This is a genomic window from Corynebacterium sp. LaCa_205, from assembly GCF_057458085.1.
The window spans coordinates 1748808-1765341 of record NZ_CP190931.1 but is presented as its reverse complement, the minus strand read 5'-3'; the positions used below and the strand labels follow the sequence as shown (position 1 = coordinate 1765341).

Here is a 16534-nt window from a genome sequence, read left to right as displayed (position 1 = left end):
CCGGTACCAACGTCGAAGTTTGCACCCATGATTAACCCCCGTCAACGCCAGGCCAGTCATCGCCTAGCCATTCGTCCATTTCTTGTTTCGTAAGTCCTTCTGCCTGAATACCAGCAGTTTCGGTTTTCTTGTCGTCGACTCCGGGGCGGGGGATAGGCTTAGGCTTTTGCCCCTTACCTCCCCAGGCACTCATCGCCTGCTGGTCAGCGATTTGGGCTAAGAGCTGGTTGGTGAGGTTCCACTCCCAATCTTTTTTAAGCGAATTGCGTACCAGTGCCGACTCTGGGCCAGCGGTGGCAATCAAAGCGATGGCATCATTCCACGTGACACGGTCTGTGCCGTCGTTTATCCACCTCCACCTGATGCCGGCTTCGATGAGTTCTCTTTCGACTGCCATAGCGAATCGGGTGTCGGTGTCTACGGCGTCGATGAGGGAGACGATTTCGCCAAGGCTAGCTTTTGTCGCCGCCTTCGCTCCAGTCCTGCATGAACGTGTTGAACTCGTCCATGTGCATGTTATCGATGACATCGAGTGTGCCGTCATCAGACTTGTCGGCGGCGCGCTCGAGAATCATCCAGGAGAAGTCTTCATCATCAAGGCCGTCTCGCTTGGCGCGGCGGCGGTCGCCGACGGTGATGATGGAGTCAATCGGCGGCAGAGTGATGTCGTCGCCGTTAGAGGTGGTGTAGTTAAACCAGTCGTTGGTCGGCTTAGTGTTTTTCTTGGCGTTCTTCTTTGCAGCCATAAGAAACAATTCCCCCGAATCGAATACGTGTTTTACATGCGGACTTGCGCAGCCTCCTACCTTGCTGGAAGGAGACTACTGCAATCCTTGCACCCTCATGATAGCAGCACTTATGTACGGCTGTTTACGGCCCAAAGCTAGCTAGCAACCATCCCAAACCGGCTGCGATTGCGAAGTAAGCCAAAATGAGTACAGCGACAATTGGAATAAACACGTACAGGTACGCCAGCACAATGGTGATAGCAATACCCGACACAGCAACAAACCCGGTTAACGTCCCAGCAATGTTGAGGATAATCACTACGGCCACTAGCCCCAAAGACACGACTGCCAGCACCGCCAAATGAGCAACCACCCATAGACGCAACAACCTGCCTAACGGCGAATGACGCGTTAACAGGTTGAAAATATCCAACGGGATACCCGCCAGAGGAAACGCGATTGTATTGACCACCCGAAGGTAAATCGGCACTAAGCTCAACATGATAATCAGCCCAGCTACCGCAATAAACGTGACAGTCACGATTCCGGCAATGACCACTCCTGTTACACGGTTGAACAGAGTCAGCGCCAGCGAGCCTAAAACAATACCCAAAAGCCCCACCACCGCGGCAAATACCGCAATGGAAGATATAAGGTCAACGGTCCGAAATGCATGGGAAATGCTTGCAACTGTCACAATCAACAGGGCAGCAGACAAAATCAACACGGCCCACACAAGGATAGGCGCCGCTGCCACAAGACCAGCCACACGAAGACGCCTAAACAGTCGCCTACCAGCACGCACCGGGGTACCAGCGGCAAGAAAGGCCAAAGCGGCAGCTAGAACAAGCCCTGACACCGCCGTGAGCAGTGCAGCCAACGGGGCTAGAAGTACTCGAGGGTGCGTTGCGACCATGCTCAGAAACGTCGCCACCGACAAGAACAAAATAATGGCACCGGCAACACCTGGCACAATCGTCAACGCCGCCGCAGAAAACGTCACCGCAATCGTCAACAGTGACACCTTGGCTAATATCCTCCACGGCCTCGCCAACTTCCACGACACAAGCAGCAAGGGCACACCCACGAACACTGTAACTACAGCAGAAATCATCAACCCCAATGCGAGTCGCTCGAGCCTTTGAGCCTTCATCCACGGGAATGCCCCGGCGATGACCGCGGCGTCGAGCAGTAGGCGGCGCACACTACGGGCCGTGACTAAAGCAACGATAACAGCGGATATAACGGTGGCTATGCTGCTGAGCGCAAATTTAGGCCACCTCTTCAAACGCTGACCAATCCACGTCAAAGCAACAAGCGCGGCGATAAGAAAACGGTGGTGAATACCCAACACAACGGCGGCAGGGGTAAGCAACCGCGCCGCAATGACAGGAACCTTCCACCCCATCCAACGTGCTGCCGCAATAACACTCGACCCGAGAATACCTACCATAAGCGGGAGGATAGGGCGGAGAATACGCCCAATGATTCCTCGTGTATGTGCTACAACATGCGCTAGCGCGACTCCCAACGTAGTGACAGTGTCAATGCCGAAAGCATCCAAGAAAGTCCACGGAAGGACAAAAGGAGTCAGTAGGCGGCGAAGCACACGTTGAGGCTTAGCCACCACATAGCCCACAAGCATGATTACCAACTGGGCGATGCCCAAATTTCCTGCGCCGCCGGCGACAAGCCAAATGGTATTCGTTGCCGGATTCGCTGGTCCACCAGCCGCAGCCCACGCAGCCCATGCTGCTGCGGACACGCTAGCAAAGATTACCAAAAGCCCCCAGGCAACAACTTGTACGCTGATGCTGTAAAAATTCCACTTCAGCAAGAACACATTCATGGACAGGGGAATCAATACGCGATACAGCAGGCCTCTGTACGGCAAAAACAGTGCAGGAAGCGTCAACAACGCCACTATCAGTACTACTGCAGAGATTAGGCTAACCACAGTGGTGTCTACAGCACGCACTGGATATAAAAGCCGCGTTGGCGATGCAAAAAGGGGAATAAAACCTACAGAAGCTACAGAGCGCACTACCCGCACACCTTGAAACACTAGCCGGACAACCCATGGCCCGACGGCAGCAAAAACACCAGTAGCCATAAACGCAACGCCGACAAGCATCACACCGGCAGTCACCGCACGTAAAAGTAACTGGCCCGCACCAAACAGACCCGTGACCAGCAAGGACAGCTGATGGGCGACAAACGCCGCCACAGTAGCACCCACTGTGGCCAAGGCTGCAGCTACCGCAGCAACAGCAGAAACAACCGGCGGCGCCAAAACAGGAAGAAGCAAAAGCGTCGCTACAGCCATTGCCAAAAGCGACACAGCAACCACAGCCCCCAACGCCAGAATGACAGGAGCGACAGCTTTCTTCAGCAACGGAAACGCCGCTACATTCGACGCCACCCACGCCACAGAAGCCACATAAAAAATAATCGACGCCGGAATAGCAACAATCGCCGTAACAAACGCCGTCACCCCAGACCCGGCCACAGGCAACAAGGCCCTCACCGTGGTAAACATCAAAAACAGTGCAGCCAGCACAAAACGCACTAATGGTCGAATGACACTAACTGCCGCACGAAGCTGCTTACCCGCCAAGCGAGCCGTCACCAAAGACCGAAATACCAAAACCTGAACAATCGGCAACGACACCGCAACCGCAGTAACAACCGGAGGAATAGTATCCAACCTGAACCGCAACAACCGCAGCAACGACACGACGATACTAATCCCAACAAACGGGACAAAAACCCCACCAATAATGACCGTGCGCACCAAATTCAACAACAATGACCGGCCAGAAAGAGTAGAGCTACGAATCATCAGAAAGATAATCAGCCCCACAACAGTAGAGGCAAACAACGCCACAATGACGAACGTAGTCACAGCAATAGCGACCGCAATAACAGCTTTTTCCAGCGCCGTCGTCCGCAACGGCTGAGTAATTCTCATCAGCACACGAATCTTCGCCACTACGAACAACACAACCGCGGCTAATACCGCAAGATGAGATAGCGCCCACCCAGCAGCCAAAAACAACACGATGGCCTTCAACGTCACCGGCAACGCACCAGCAATAACAACTAGCGGGAAGTCCAAAATAATGAACTTCGCACCATTGACCACCGACCAAAAAATAAACAACGCCGCCAGCGGATGCCCAGTCAGAAGAGCAATCACAATCAAGTCCGCCGCCCACGGCAACACCACACCGCTGAGCCCAAAGCCGAAAAACTTCAAGGCCACAACCAACATGCCCAACAACAGTCCCGCGGTCGATAAAGCAACCGGAACTGCAAGCAATGGTTTGCCAAACACCAGCAGCACCAACGTCAACGCCACCCCGGCCGCCAAAGCCATCACCGGCAACGCCAACATCGCACCCACAAGAATCAAATCCTGTGTCGAAAGCTGTGCAATAGCCTTATTGACGCCATCAAGAAACGCATCCCACGCCCCAGTAAGCTGTGGAAGCACCTGACCCAAATTCAAAGCATTCAACGCAGCAATCCAGCCCTGGCCAATGTCACTAGCCACCGCAGTAACCAACAAGCCCACGTCATTGGCAAGAGCAGGAGGATTCGACCAGTCCGTTAAAAACCTGTTCGCAATATCGCCATACTGAGCCGGGTCCAGCGCACCAATAAACGCATTCCACGCCTTCACAAGATTCGACGGGTTAAAAACACCCCAATTATCCCGAACAATGTCAACTACCGTGCCCCACAGCTGCTGCGCCGCGCGGTAAAGATTACTACCCGCACGAGCAATATTAGACAGAATCTCCCCCGAGGTCATACGCTTGATGAAATCCCCGGAAATATCATCCCACCGACGCATAGCATCACGAATGAACTCATTAACGTCCGTGATGTTCTGACGATTCAAAAAGCCACGCAGTGCGTCACCAATCATTTTGCCAACATCGCCAGACATCTGGCCCAAACGACCAGCCCACGCACGAATAGGCCCAGCCCACTGCGAAAAACCAGCAGAGGACACCATATTCGCCAAAGCATCACCCAAAGCAGGGAAATTCACCGACGAAATAGCATTCTCGACAAGATGGTCAACATCGCCACGCAGAATGGCATCCAACCAATCCTGCCAATTCGCCCCCGCCGTCGACAGGAAATCACCAATAGCCTGCTGCACATCACCATTAGCCAAGCCGGCAACCAGACCACCAACGCCAACACTCGACCACAGTGTGGCAATCTTTTTCAGCGCATGCGCCACCGACTTACTCCGCCGGCGCAGCCACGACATTGCATGGTCAAAAGCCGCGCGAAAGTTATCCAAGTTAGCGCCGCTAATAAGGTCCCGCGGAGCCCAATCCGCAATGATGCGCAGCAACTCTGAATCAGTCATATCCGCAACCGTGTGCTCGACACGATTAATCAACTGATCCACCGCATCCAACAATGACCTCTCAGAAAGACGAGAAATAATATCCAGAGCAGTAGACACATTCACCCGGATAGCACCAAGATTCGTCAACCTGCCATCGCCAGTAATATAGTCCACCCACTCGCGTACCTTGCCAGCGAACGCAAAAGCCGGCCCTATATCGTCGCGCCCGGTAGGCTCCTGAGGATTCCTATCCACCAGACGGTACAAACACACACCATTCGCATCCGGCGTACACGACAGCGTCACCACACTGCCAGCCAACTCACTGCGATTAAACGCCTGCGAATCAATCGACGTCACCACCGCACGCGGGACAAACAAACGCACACGCTGCCCATCAGAAGCCAACAAATCAAAATTCAACGAACGATAAGGCAACGCCCCATCAAGTCGCTCCTCAACCCTCACACGCGAAGAATCAAACAACTCTTTGACGCCACCATCAGGGTGAGTCAGCCGCATCACCGCCGAATTCCCCAACTCCATAAAAGCCACCGACAGGCTCACCCCATCCGGTGAGGAGACAGTACTCATCGACAAACCAGACCACGATTTAGACTCCTCAGTATCTACCGACGCATCGACAGACACACCATCAGCAGATACATAACCCGCAGGGGCCATCCCGACGCCTGGAAGCCGACGCAAGGGCTCACTCGCCGATAAAGGCACCGCAAAAGGACTCGACACCGGCCGGCCAATCCACGCACCACCACCGGCCGAAACATTCGGCACACCATGGACAAGATTCCCCCGATTACGCATGAAACCCCCAAAATAGCGTCACAACACTTACACCAGTATAAAACACGGTTCTTACTACTCTGCCCGATAGGCGCCATCTCGCACACAGCTCCTATAATCTTCGCAAGGAGTCTCAGCCTCCCAAAATGCGAAGGTCCCACTAACCAAACGATTACTTCGTGCAATCAGAAAGATTGTGCATTAGCAAAGTTTCAAGAAACAACAGGAGAAAGCATTGACTAATCCCGAAGACTTACGTGCATGGAGGCGTGCTCGACTGGCCCGAAACGATGACCTACTTACCCAAGAAACCGACATCGAAAAGGAGCTCAGGCACTACACCTCCGTGTTCGAAGAAAAAGTGGTGTACTGCAACGCTGAATCCTCAAAAGAATCAAGCTTTGTCCGCTACTTTCAAAACCATTTCCATCAACTTAGACTCAAGAAACTTATTGCAACAGGACCTTCCAATTATAGGCGCCAAGGAAGCCTATACATTTACGATGGAGACAACGGCTCAGAATGGAAGTTAACGAAAAACGGCGACTTCCGAAGCGACGAATGCTTGGAATTTCTTTATCAATCCGACATTGTGGTCACTCACCCACCATATTCCCTGGCCCACGATTACCTCAACTATATGGAGATATTTCGGAAAAATTTTCTATTCATATCGCATATTGATTCAATCAAACGCAAGGACGTATTTAAGCTATTCCAAAATGACCAACTATGGTTGGGCTACAATTCCGACCACGATTTCTCAGGTTTCGTATTACCGGAAAAAATAAAAGTCCTGAAAACTTACCCAGGGTACAACCAAAAAGGCAACCGAATTATTACTCCAGAAAGCTTCATATGGCTGACCAACATTGACCACTTTAAACGCCACCAACCCATTCCACTGACCAAGACCTGGGCGCACAATAAATCTCTCTATCCGAGATACGACAACCTCAACGCTTTAGACATCCCCAACACTGACAACATACCCTCCGACTACACCGGGCTCATGGGCGTACCAGTCACGTTCCTAGCCGACTACAGCCCAGAACAATTCCACCTAGTCGACTACAACACAGGCCACGATGGAGAACCCTTATCCCTAAACGAAGAACTCGTCGAACCACGCATCATTATCGAACGAAACTAACCCTCTAGAATCAACATACTAAAATGCCAACAACGACCACCGCCTTCGACCGCGCCACTATTCGCCACAACCTCACCGAATTCAAACTCCGGTGGCTTGCCCACATTAAGCAGTGGAAGGCGGAAAACCGTCTCGCGACCGAGTCGAGTCACGACCAACAATTCTGGGGCGACCTACTCGACTGTTTCGGTGTCAACGCCCGCGATTTGTACCTGTACCAACGCAGCGCAAAACGCGCCTCAACCGGGCGCACCGGCAAAATCGACATGTTCATGCCCGGCAAAGTCATAGGTGAGGCCAAGTCCCTCGGCGTCCCACTCGACGACGCCCACGCCCAAGCCCTCGATTACCTGCTGGGCGGTACTATCGCGAACTCGCACATGCCGGCCTACGTAATCTGCTCCAACTTCGAGACCCTACGAGTAACCCGCCTGAACCGCACCTATGTCGGCGATAGCGCAGACTGGGACATCACATTCCCTTTAGCGGAGATTGACGAGCACGTCGACGAACTTGCGTTCCTCGCCGACTATGAAACCACCGCCTACCGGGAAGAAGAAAAGGCGTCCCTGGAAGCCTCCCGGTTAATGGTTGAGCTGTTCCGCGCCATGAACGGCGACGACGTCGACGAGGAAGTAGGCGATGACGCTCCCACCAATCCAGACGAAGAAGACGAGCGCGTCATGCGCACCTCTATCTACCTCACCCGTATCCTCTTCCTTCTCTTCGGCGACGACGCAGGACTCTGGGATACCCCGCACCTATTTGCCGACTTTGTGCGCAATGAAACCACCCCAGAAACGCTCGGCCCACAGCTCAACGAGCTATTTACCGTGCTCAATACCGCCCCAGAAAAGCGGCCTAAGCGTTTGCCGTCAACGTTGGCGAAATTCCCGTACGTCAACGGTGCCTTATTTGCTGAGCCGTTGGCCTCGGAGTACTTCGACTACCAGATGCGTAAAGCCCTGCTTGCTGCCTGCGACTTCGACTGGTCGACTATCGACGTCTCTGTCTTTGGTTCGTTGTTCCAGTTGGTGAAATCGAAGGAGGCCCGCCGCAGCGACGGTGAGCACTACACGTCTAAGACCAACATCATGAAGACCATCGGGCCGCTTTTCCTAGACGAGCTTCGGGCTGAGGCGGACAAACTAGTGTCTTCTCCGTCGACGTCGGTGGCCGCGTTGGAGCGCTTCCGTGACTCTTTGGCCGAGCTGGTCTTTTGCGACCCAGCCTGCGGCTCAGGAAACTTTCTCCTAGTGGCCTATCGGGAACTGCGCCGGATTGAAACAGACATCATTGTCGCTATCCGCCAACGCCGTGGTGAGACTGGTATGTCGCTAAATATTGAGTGGGAGCAGAAGCTATCAATTGGGCAGTTCTACGGCTTCGAGTTGAACTGGTGGCCTGCCAAAATTGCTGAGACTGCCATGTTCCTTGTAGACCATCAGGCCAACAAGGAGCTTGCCAACGCTGTGGGTAGGCCTCCTGAGCGGTTGCCGATTAAGATTACCGCACACATTCACCATGGCAACGCCCTGCAACTTGATTGGGCAGACATACTCCCAGCTTCTGCCACCAAGACCTATATCTTCGGCAACCCACCGTTTTTGGGGCATGCGACGAGAACTGCTGAACAAACTCAAGAACTCCGAGACTTGTGGGGCACTAAGGATATATCACGCTTGGACTACGTCACGGGCTGGCATGCGAAGTGCTTGGACTTCTTTGAGTCCCGAGAAGGTCGTTTTGCGTTTGTCACCACCAATTCAATTACTCAAGGCGATCAAGTGCCACGGCTGTTTGGCCCTATCTTCAAAGCAGGGTGGCGTATTCGTTTCGCTCACCGCACGTTTGCTTGGGACTCTGAGGCACCCGGTAAAGCTGCTGTTCACTGCGTTATTGTTGGTTTCGATAAGGAGAGTCAACCACGTCCACGTCTGTGGGATTATCCCGATGTAAAGGGCGAGCCAGTCTCAGTGGAAGTAGGCCAGTCCATTAATGGCTATCTGGTTGACGGCCCTAATGTTCTTGTCGATAAATCCCGGCATCCTATTTCGTCGGAAATATCGCCCGCAACCTTCGGAAATATGGCGCGAGATGGCGGCAACCTTCTAGTTGAGGTAGACGAATACAACGGGGTTATGAGTGACCCCGTAGCGGCAAAGTATGTTCGTCCTTTCCGGGGTAGTCGAGAGCTAATGAACGGCTTAGATCGGTGGTGTCTATGGCTTGTAGATGTAGCACCGTCAGACATTGCTCAGAGTCCGGTGCTGAAAAGGCGTCTAGAAGCAGTCAAAGCTTTCCGGGCCGACAGTAAAGCGGCAAGTACACGGAAAATGGCTGAAACTCCGCACTTATTCGGCCAGCGGTCGCAACCGGATACTGACTACCTTTGCTTGCCGAAGGTAGTAAGCGAACGCCGCTCGTATTTCACCGTACAAAGGTATCCATCAAACGTAATTGCTTCTGACCTGGTATTTCATGCTCAAGATCCAGACGGCCTGATGTTTGCGCTAGCGTCGTCGTCGATGTTCATCACATGGCAGAAAACCATCGGCGGCAGACTTGAATCGCGAATCCGCTTTGCTAATACCTTGACGTGGAACACTTTCCCTGTGCCAGAGTTGGACGAGAAGACGCGCCAGCGCATTATTAAAGCAGGCAAGAAGGTGCTCGAAGCTCGCGCGCTGCACCCAGAACGCTCACTGGCCGAGCACTACAACCCCCTTGCAATGTCCCCGGAGTTGGTTAAGGCTCACAACGCGCTTGACCGAGAAGTAGACAAAGCCTTTGGCGCTCCACGCAAACTTACTACCGAGCGCCAGCGCCAAGAGCTACTGTTTGTTAGCTACGCCGAGTTAACCAAGAAGTAAGGGGCCGAAGGAGGATTCCTTCAGCCCCTTGGCTCCATGGACATTATTCCCTAAATAGTCAACGCACCAACGACCAGGTACGCGACCACGGTTAACGCTACCACATCGCCGATAAGAACGCCCGGCTTCAACGCCAGCGGAGTCAACACAGTCTTCAGCACACGCCAGTTAGCGAACAAACCAGCCGCCAAAGTCTCCACGCCACGCAGGCCCAAGCCACGAACCGGCAAATGACCCAACTGAGGAACGCGAGACAGCAAGAACACGTTGAAGAGGATACGGCCAATATTCAGCCCATTGAGAATCTTCAACAGGTTATTGCCACGCACCGCAACGCGAATCGGAGTAGACAGAACAAGGAAGTCCACCGCAGCACGAACAGCCTTGACCACGGCCTTAGTGTTAAACGCTGTCAGCGCGTTAATAAGCACCTCGTTAAATACGTGCAGCAGCGCCTGACGTACCTCATGGTGATTAAACATCTGAAGTGCGACAACAATAAACGGAAGCTTCTTCGCCGCCTTAAACTGCGCGATAACCGGAGCAGCCAAAAGACCCTTACCCGCGGTAAACAAGCCCTTGACCACAGCAGCCTTTAAGGCCACACCCAAATCAACAATGCCCTTGACCGCCTCAGCGCCCTGGGCAACAACAGAGCCCGCTGCCAAAGCCACAGCCAGCAAAGGAGATAGCCCCTCAGCAGCCTTCACAGCCTTGTGCACAGCCTCATCAGCGCCCAAGGAAGCCAACTCGCCAATAAGCTTGCCGCCACGCTCAGTGACAGCGTCAAAGTGCTTCGCCAGCTCATCAAGCTCATCCTGCCGCAGCTCAGCCAAAGCCTCCAACACATGGCCAGGCAGTGCACCACCAGGCAGCTTCTTAACCACCTGTGCAATCGGTGCCGAAGCATTCAGCGTATCCAACGCCTCAGCAAAGTCACGGGCAACAGAACGAATCTCAGAAAGGTCAGAGACCTTCTCCAAGCCAAGGTCCTTCAGCTGGCCCTCAAGCCCATCAACGAGCTCATCAGCCGCGGACTTAAAGTCGGCAACCTTCTTCAGCGGGTCCGGCTCATGAATAGCGGTATCGATATTCGCCTTGAGGGTATCCAGGACTTCCTGGCCGGTTTCAGCTTCATCCACCAGGGTAGAAATAGCCTTTTCCACTTCACTGCGAGTATCGTCACCCAGGTTCAGCAGTGCGCTAGAAGCCTGGGTGAGTGCGTCTGCCATTTCGTGTGGAATAACGCCGGCCGACTCGAGGCGGTCCACGAGATGGGTGGGGTTGAACTCACCATAGGTATCGCGGTCAGTGTACTTGTATTCCATTACTTTTCCTCCTTGGTGTCCTCGTTGAATGCGCGAAGAATGCCTACGAGGGTGGAACCGATTGGCTGGGCGGAGGAACCAATGCCGGTGACCAAGTCCGTGAGCTTCTTGCGGTCAGCCTCGGGAAGAGCATCGAACTTGCTGACTAGTTCTGGGAAGCCATCGCCCGGGGTGATTCCGTCGAACAGCTTCTTTGCGTAGGAAGAGCCGACAAACTCGTCAATAGCGGAACCGACCTTGCTGGCGTGGTCTGCTAGCTCCTTGACACGCTCGGCAGCCTTCTCCGGCAGAATGTCAGTATCACCGAACTGCTCGGAGACTAAGTCGTGCAGGCGAGTCTGTGCGTCATCAATGCCCTTGATAGCTGAAGGAACGCCAGTGCCTGGGAATACCAATGGTCCGCCGAGAATCTGCTTGAGGTCATCTACGAGCGTCTTCGCGTCTTTGACAGTGCGGCCCAGCATGGAGACCTGCTGCGGAATGGACTCGGAAATCTTGTCAATGATTCCGTTGAAATTAGAGAACATGCCGGTAAGAGAATCAGCGGTGTCCTTTTCCACTCCGCCTTCCTGCTGCAGGTCGCGGATGGAGTTAGTGATTTGAGAAAGTAGGCTATCCTTATCAGCCATGAAATATTCCCCCAAAATGTAGTGTTTAAAATTACCCGAATAGGTGAGTGTTTAGATGATGCCGCCGGTCAGGTCATCAATTGTTTGACGTCCGCCGGAGCCAGTCAGCAGGTCAACAACGGCCTGAGCCCACCGGTTATGACGATTCAGCGGAGTAAACGGTAGTGCTTCCACGTCCTTAATCAGCGTGGCGGCGTCCTTGCCTTGAACCAAGTCAGACAACAGCTGTAGCACATCGTCTACACCATTGAGCGGCGCTAAGTGCCGGGCCAGCTTGTCGATGAACTCCAAGTCCAGGCCGCCCTTACCGTCAATGAGCGAGTAGAAAAGACCCGCAACCAAATCCGGCGAGATTGGCAGACCATCGAGGGCATTGCGCACAATATCTTCAATTTCTGCCAGGGATACAACCGGTAGCCCATCATCTGGGAAGCGGTCATCATCATCCTTCTTAACGTTGCGGCGGTCAATGTAGGTGTAGAGGTTGTTTCCCTTTTCATCCGGGAAGCACTCAATCGTGGCATCAAAGCCTACGACTTCTCCTCGCGAGAACACCTGGTCGTCGAGCTCAGTGACGCGACCATTCGGGATGAACAAGCGTCCCTTCAGGTCTTCGCCGCCGTGAATGTCAAAGATGAATGAGCGATAGGGAGTCTCCGTAGCGTTGTCAATCATCTGGACTGCTCGTCCATCATGACGGGAACGGAAGTTGCCTTCGCCCATAACAGCAGTAGCCACATGAGAATTGACAATCTCGTGGAACTTGCACTTGATTTGCACCGAGTGGTTGGACTGCAGCACTGCCATGGTGTCGCCATCCCAGTCCATGACTTTCTCCGTGTCACGGTCGACAGTCTTGGTTAGTCCGTCCTCGCTGATATAGCCAGCCGGGCTGAACTTGTTGACTGCTGGAAGTGCAGCCACCCTGACAGAAGCAGAGTGTGGCGTCTGTAGCGGGTTGATGCCCGCCATGCCAATCCATGCGGCGCCGCCGCTTTTGACCTCGGGCGCGCCGACAACGATATTTTGTCGCATACGTGACATGCGAATTCCCCCAAATTTTTTTACCCCGAGTAACCACCCCAAGCAGGGCAGTTACCACATATTATACATGAAAAATACTTAACTTAACGCTGTCCACAATGTGCCACCAGCCTGCCACCGCATTGCAGATGGTCTATCTGGGTCAGGGAAAATATACGGGTCGGTATCAGTATCCCAATCCAAAATATCCCCCTCCGCGCGATAGGAGACCTCCATGCCTTCTAAACAAGCAGACAAGAGGTCCACACAGTACTCATCATCTGTGCCGTAAGCCTGAAACATAATCCGAGTACGGTCAGTCACCGGCGTTTCCCGGCTAGGGGCAGCAGCATCGACACGAACCATCGGCCCAGATAACTTATCTGGAACCTTCGTTGCCACATACACCCCATCAAACTCTGAGCCTTGAAACCAGCGTTTCAAACAAGAAACAACAATCGCAGACGGATGCCGCATCACTTAAGCCCCCTTCTTCGGTGACTTCGACGCGACTGGGTAGGTACCTACGGCCTTTTGCAAAGCATTATGCTTTTTCTCGTGACCGTAGGCCTCCCAGTCATACGGAGTCGGCACGATAAGCGCACGCCACCTACGATGACCAGGTTCCGCTTCCTTGACGACGTAGTGTTCGCCGACCTTCGACCGGAACTCCTCGGCTTTGTTATCAACCAGATGCTTAGTCTCCGATGATTCCTTGAGCACGCGATTAAAAAACTGGTGATTCATCTTGAACTTAAAGCTGTCAGCCACGCTCAACCCCCTCAAAATGCGCAGCTTGTACTCCGCCAAACCCGGGTCCCACCACGGTCCGTGCGTGAAATCATGACCACCATCGGCAATCACGAAATCCACACCACCCAAGTGGATGACATCACCGGCAGATACATCACCAGGAATCGCAAACAACGCCCCAGCCCAATCCACACGACGAATATCCTTATCATCCGGACCATGCTCGGCAGACTGATCAATAGACCAACCAGCAACCCGCACAGTCCGAGGCTTACCCCACCTGGTTACCGGATTACCGAAAGAATCCTCCCTAGAATCCACACGCCGGCGAACCTGCACGCGGAAAGGAAGCGGATACCCCGACTTAGTAGAGTGAGACCGTGAACGCGCCACGACGACCACCCCCAACCGAACGCAACATGCGCTTATCCTCAGCCGTTAGAAAAACACCGCCGGCATTCGAATTCGACCCAAAATTCTGACTCGTCGAAAACGGACCCGCAGTAAACGACTGAGACTCAGCCCCCACAGGAGCAGACGACAAGCCACGAGACACAGCTCGAGCAGCCACACGAGCGCACACCACACGAACCGCCGCCGGAACTGACCTATCAAAGTGCTTACCCAAGTAAGCATCAACAGCGACAGTCGCCTCTTCCACCATCGCCACAATAAGACGTTTATCGTCCTTATCCGGCTCAATGGTTAAACGGTCAGTAACGTCGTCAATCGTGCAGTACGCGTCCACATGAACCCCCAAAGAGTAACTGAACTACTTAGCGCCGCGGCCAGTCTTCTTCGACGGCCCCGGCTTAACCACGTGGGCCACCATGGCCATATTCGGATTCGTCAAAATGGGCTGCACAGCACAGTTAGCGCGCACCCAATAGGCCATCGGGTCGTTTTCACGCCACGCGCCGACCGCAATCTGGCCTGCACCAGACAGGTTGTACTCCGGCGAATGCATCTCCACCGTCTGGCCCCACACGGTATAGCCCAAAAGACCAGACTGAGTCTCCGGCGGAAGGAAGTACAACGTATTCTCATCGAGAATGCGGCGAGCAGCCTTACCATCACGCACCGAACGAGAATACGACGTAATCCCCGGAAGGCCTTGGTCCTGCAGCACGGCGTTGATAGCGCCAGACGATACGCGCGCCAATTCGCCCGTAGTGTTGGCCGCATCGCGGAACTGCTTATTCGTCTGCAGCTTCTGGATAACCTTTGGAGAAGCAATAATGGTGCCCGGCTTAGTACCGTTGGCATCCTCATAGTCCATAGCCCATGAAATGATGTCTTCTAAGGCTCCGGAGTCTTGGTCATCCCAGTGCTTCTTCGGGGTGACCTCAAATTCTTCATCGCGGCCAATGCCGGCGTCAACGATGGCGCCGTTCTCCGAATAGCGCACACGGCCAGTAGTGAGAACGTCACCGCGGGCGACCTCGACACGGTTAGCAACTGCGCGCACAACCGTCTCGGTGGCCTTGGTCATGTCATCTTCCTGGAAGCGAGAATCACCCTGGCGGAAGCTACGCAGCTGGTCCATCTCGTTGATGCGGACCTTCTGACCAATCAGAGGCATCTGCATCATGGCCTTATGACCGCCGCCCATAGAACCAATCGGCGTCTCAGCGTCTGCAGAGCGCACCTCTGCCAGGCGGCTGGTGTCCTGCTCGGTCATCCAGCTAAAGAACATGTCGTTGATGATCTGGTCGGGGAAGTAAGCTGACAGGGAGCCGCCGGCGGTCTGCAGGTCGTTCAGGTAGTGGTTTGCGTAGATAGTCAGGTCCTCAGGCGAGAGGACCTCGTTCCAAATGTGCGTAGAACCCATAATTAATCCTCCCGTACGTCGCCGATGGCATCGAAGTTGGTGGAACCATCTTCATTCCACAAGGAACCGTGCGGTTCGTGCACGAATGTGAACTCTGCATGGTCGCAATCTGCGATGTTCACGCGGTTGTTGGAATCCGGAAGACGGTCAACGCGAACACGGCCATGCCAGACAATCGGCACAACCTCGCCTGGATTGTTGTCCTGGTCCGTCAGCAGAAACCCGTCCACGGACTGCGTCTTTGACGTCACTGGTACCCAGTAGTCGCCTTCGCGGTGCAAGGCGGTGCCAGAGGGCAGGACGGACGTGCGAATATGGGTAGTCTTTTCGCCCAGCGTGCCGGTTTCGGCGTTGTCTACTGCGTGGCGAGAGCCCAGCCACGACAGGTCGCTGGGAGAGTAATGGTCAAATTCTGGCCGAAAGTGCATAATATCCCCCGATGATGTGATGAATGTGGACTACGCCCCCTGGCGCTGTTGGCGCCGCTGCCACAGCTCCTCACCCCGAGAAATGCCCTGATTCGGAGATTCCCAGGTAAGCCGCGACGGTGAAGGGGCGGCGGGGGAGTGCTTGCCGATGAGGTCTTTAAGCGTGGATTCGTAATCGTCATCGTCAGCGTCGAGCTTATCGACGGCTGCGCAGAAGCTTTTCGAGTCGAATAATTGCTCTACGTCGCCGCCGAGTGCCGCAATGTGGATAATCAAATCACGATTATGCTGAGCATCTTCAACTTGGCTATGTGCTGTTGAAAGCTCGGATTGTAGGTCTTTAATCGTGGACTCGAGTTCCTCTTTATCTGCGGTAAGTTGCTCAACTTGCGCTAACGATTTTTCCGCCCGGTTTTCCCACGTGCGAGAGTGGGCCCGCATGTCTTCGTACTTTTTACGGTAGTCAGTTGATGCGGTTTCGGTTTCCGCCTTTGCGGCGTTGGTTGCGGAATCCTGGATGGTGGTTTCCTTTTCGGAATTTTCAGCGTTTGCGTCCTCGTGCGACACAGCGTCCCCCTAAATGTTCAGTTTGTGGACTACGGCCTCATTCAT

General features: G+C 53.9%; 13 protein-coding genes. 2 read left to right on the top strand and 11 right to left on the bottom strand.

Annotated features, from left to right (window positions below; all coding sequences use genetic code 11):
* Positions 1 to 31 precede the first annotated feature (31 nt).
* The 3 genes from ACP8J1_RS08490 to ACP8J1_RS08480 form a co-directional block, all read right to left on the bottom strand.
* Positions 32 to 397 (bottom strand): hypothetical protein, encoded by a 366-nt coding sequence (locus tag ACP8J1_RS08490; protein ID WP_023021074.1) that lies wholly within the window; start codon positions 395 to 397, stop codon positions 32 to 34.
* 55 nt (positions 398 to 452) lie between these two features.
* A complete protein-coding gene (locus ACP8J1_RS08485; RefSeq protein WP_023021075.1) occupies positions 453 to 746 on the bottom strand; it encodes a hypothetical protein in 294 nt (97 codons plus the stop codon).
* Between the two features lie 124 nt (positions 747 to 870).
* Positions 871 to 5895: a hypothetical protein gene (locus ACP8J1_RS08480; RefSeq protein WP_156900704.1), complete on the bottom strand. Its 5025-nt coding sequence runs from the start codon at positions 5893 to 5895 to the stop codon at positions 871 to 873.
* 244 nt (positions 5896 to 6139) lie between these two features.
* On the opposite strand from ACP8J1_RS08480, the gene ACP8J1_RS08475 reads away from it, so the two are divergent.
* Positions 6140 to 7057 carry an adenine-specific methyltransferase EcoRI family protein gene (locus ACP8J1_RS08475; RefSeq protein ID WP_023021077.1) on the top strand — a complete coding sequence of 306 codons (918 nt, stop codon included), beginning with the start codon at positions 6140 to 6142 and terminating at the stop codon, positions 7055 to 7057.
* A 23-nt stretch (positions 7058 to 7080) separates the two neighbouring features.
* The gene (locus tag ACP8J1_RS08470) at positions 7081 to 9930 is read left to right on the top strand and encodes a DNA methyltransferase (protein WP_023027885.1); all 2850 of its coding nucleotides are present in this window, start codon (positions 7081 to 7083) and stop codon (positions 9928 to 9930) included.
* A gap of 50 nt (positions 9931 to 9980) precedes the next feature.
* On the opposite strand, the gene ACP8J1_RS08465 is transcribed toward ACP8J1_RS08470, so the two are convergent.
* The 8 genes from ACP8J1_RS08465 to ACP8J1_RS08430 form a co-directional block, all read right to left on the bottom strand.
* Complete coding sequence (locus ACP8J1_RS08465) at positions 9981 to 11258, bottom strand: hypothetical protein (RefSeq protein WP_023021079.1); 1278 nt, start codon at positions 11256 to 11258, stop codon at positions 9981 to 9983.
* Positions 11258 to 11887: a hypothetical protein gene (locus tag ACP8J1_RS08460; protein WP_023021080.1), complete on the bottom strand. Its 630-nt coding sequence runs from the start codon at positions 11885 to 11887 to the stop codon at positions 11258 to 11260. The genes ACP8J1_RS08465 and ACP8J1_RS08460 overlap by 1 nt, the downstream gene beginning before the upstream one ends.
* 51 nt (positions 11888 to 11938) lie before the next feature.
* The gene (locus ACP8J1_RS08455) at positions 11939 to 12931 is read right to left on the bottom strand and encodes a phage tail tube protein (protein ID WP_023021081.1); all 993 of its coding nucleotides are present in this window, start codon (positions 12929 to 12931) and stop codon (positions 11939 to 11941) included.
* 78 nt (positions 12932 to 13009) lie between these two features.
* Positions 13010 to 13390 (bottom strand): hypothetical protein, encoded by a 381-nt coding sequence (locus tag ACP8J1_RS08450; RefSeq protein WP_034655458.1) that lies wholly within the window; start codon positions 13388 to 13390, stop codon positions 13010 to 13012.
* On the bottom strand, positions 13391 to 13924 hold the full coding sequence (locus tag ACP8J1_RS08445; RefSeq protein ID WP_156900703.1) for a hypothetical protein: 534 nt from the start codon (positions 13922 to 13924) through the stop codon (positions 13391 to 13393).
* Between the two features lie 511 nt (positions 13925 to 14435).
* The gene (locus tag ACP8J1_RS08440) at positions 14436 to 15494 is read right to left on the bottom strand and encodes a major capsid protein (RefSeq protein ID WP_023021085.1); all 1059 of its coding nucleotides are present in this window, start codon (positions 15492 to 15494) and stop codon (positions 14436 to 14438) included.
* Positions 15495 to 15496: 2 nt separating this feature from the next.
* Positions 15497 to 15922: a hypothetical protein gene (locus ACP8J1_RS08435; RefSeq protein ID WP_023021086.1), complete on the bottom strand. Its 426-nt coding sequence runs from the start codon at positions 15920 to 15922 to the stop codon at positions 15497 to 15499.
* 30 nt (positions 15923 to 15952) lie between these two features.
* Positions 15953 to 16489 carry a hypothetical protein gene (locus ACP8J1_RS08430; protein WP_023021087.1) on the bottom strand — a complete coding sequence of 179 codons (537 nt, stop codon included), beginning with the start codon at positions 16487 to 16489 and terminating at the stop codon, positions 15953 to 15955.
* Positions 16490 to 16534 lie beyond the last annotated feature (45 nt).

Excerpts from the sequence above, each read along its gene's own strand:
- ACP8J1_RS08455 (WP_023021081.1), bottom strand. The coding sequence starts at position 12,931 with ATGTCACGTATGCGACAAAATATCGTTGTCGGCGCGCCCGAGGTCAAA.
- ACP8J1_RS08465 (WP_023021079.1), bottom strand. The coding sequence starts at position 11,258 with ATGGAATACAAGTACACTGACCGCGATACCTATGGTGAGTTCAACCCC.
- ACP8J1_RS08435 (WP_023021086.1), bottom strand. The coding sequence starts at position 15,922 with ATGCACTTTCGGCCAGAATTTGACCATTACTCTCCCAGCGACCTGTCG.
- ACP8J1_RS08470 (WP_023027885.1), top strand. The coding sequence starts at position 7,081 with ATGCCAACAACGACCACCGCCTTCGACCGCGCCACTATTCGCCACAAC.
- ACP8J1_RS08485 (WP_023021075.1), bottom strand. The coding sequence starts at position 746 with ATGGCTGCAAAGAAGAACGCCAAGAAAAACACTAAGCCGACCAACGAC.
- ACP8J1_RS08440 (WP_023021085.1), bottom strand. The coding sequence starts at position 15,494 with ATGGGTTCTACGCACATTTGGAACGAGGTCCTCTCGCCTGAGGACCTG.
- ACP8J1_RS08490 (WP_023021074.1), bottom strand. The coding sequence starts at position 397 with ATGGCAGTCGAAAGAGAACTCATCGAAGCCGGCATCAGGTGGAGGTGG.
- ACP8J1_RS08460 (WP_023021080.1), bottom strand. The coding sequence starts at position 11,887 with ATGGCTGATAAGGATAGCCTACTTTCTCAAATCACTAACTCCATCCGC.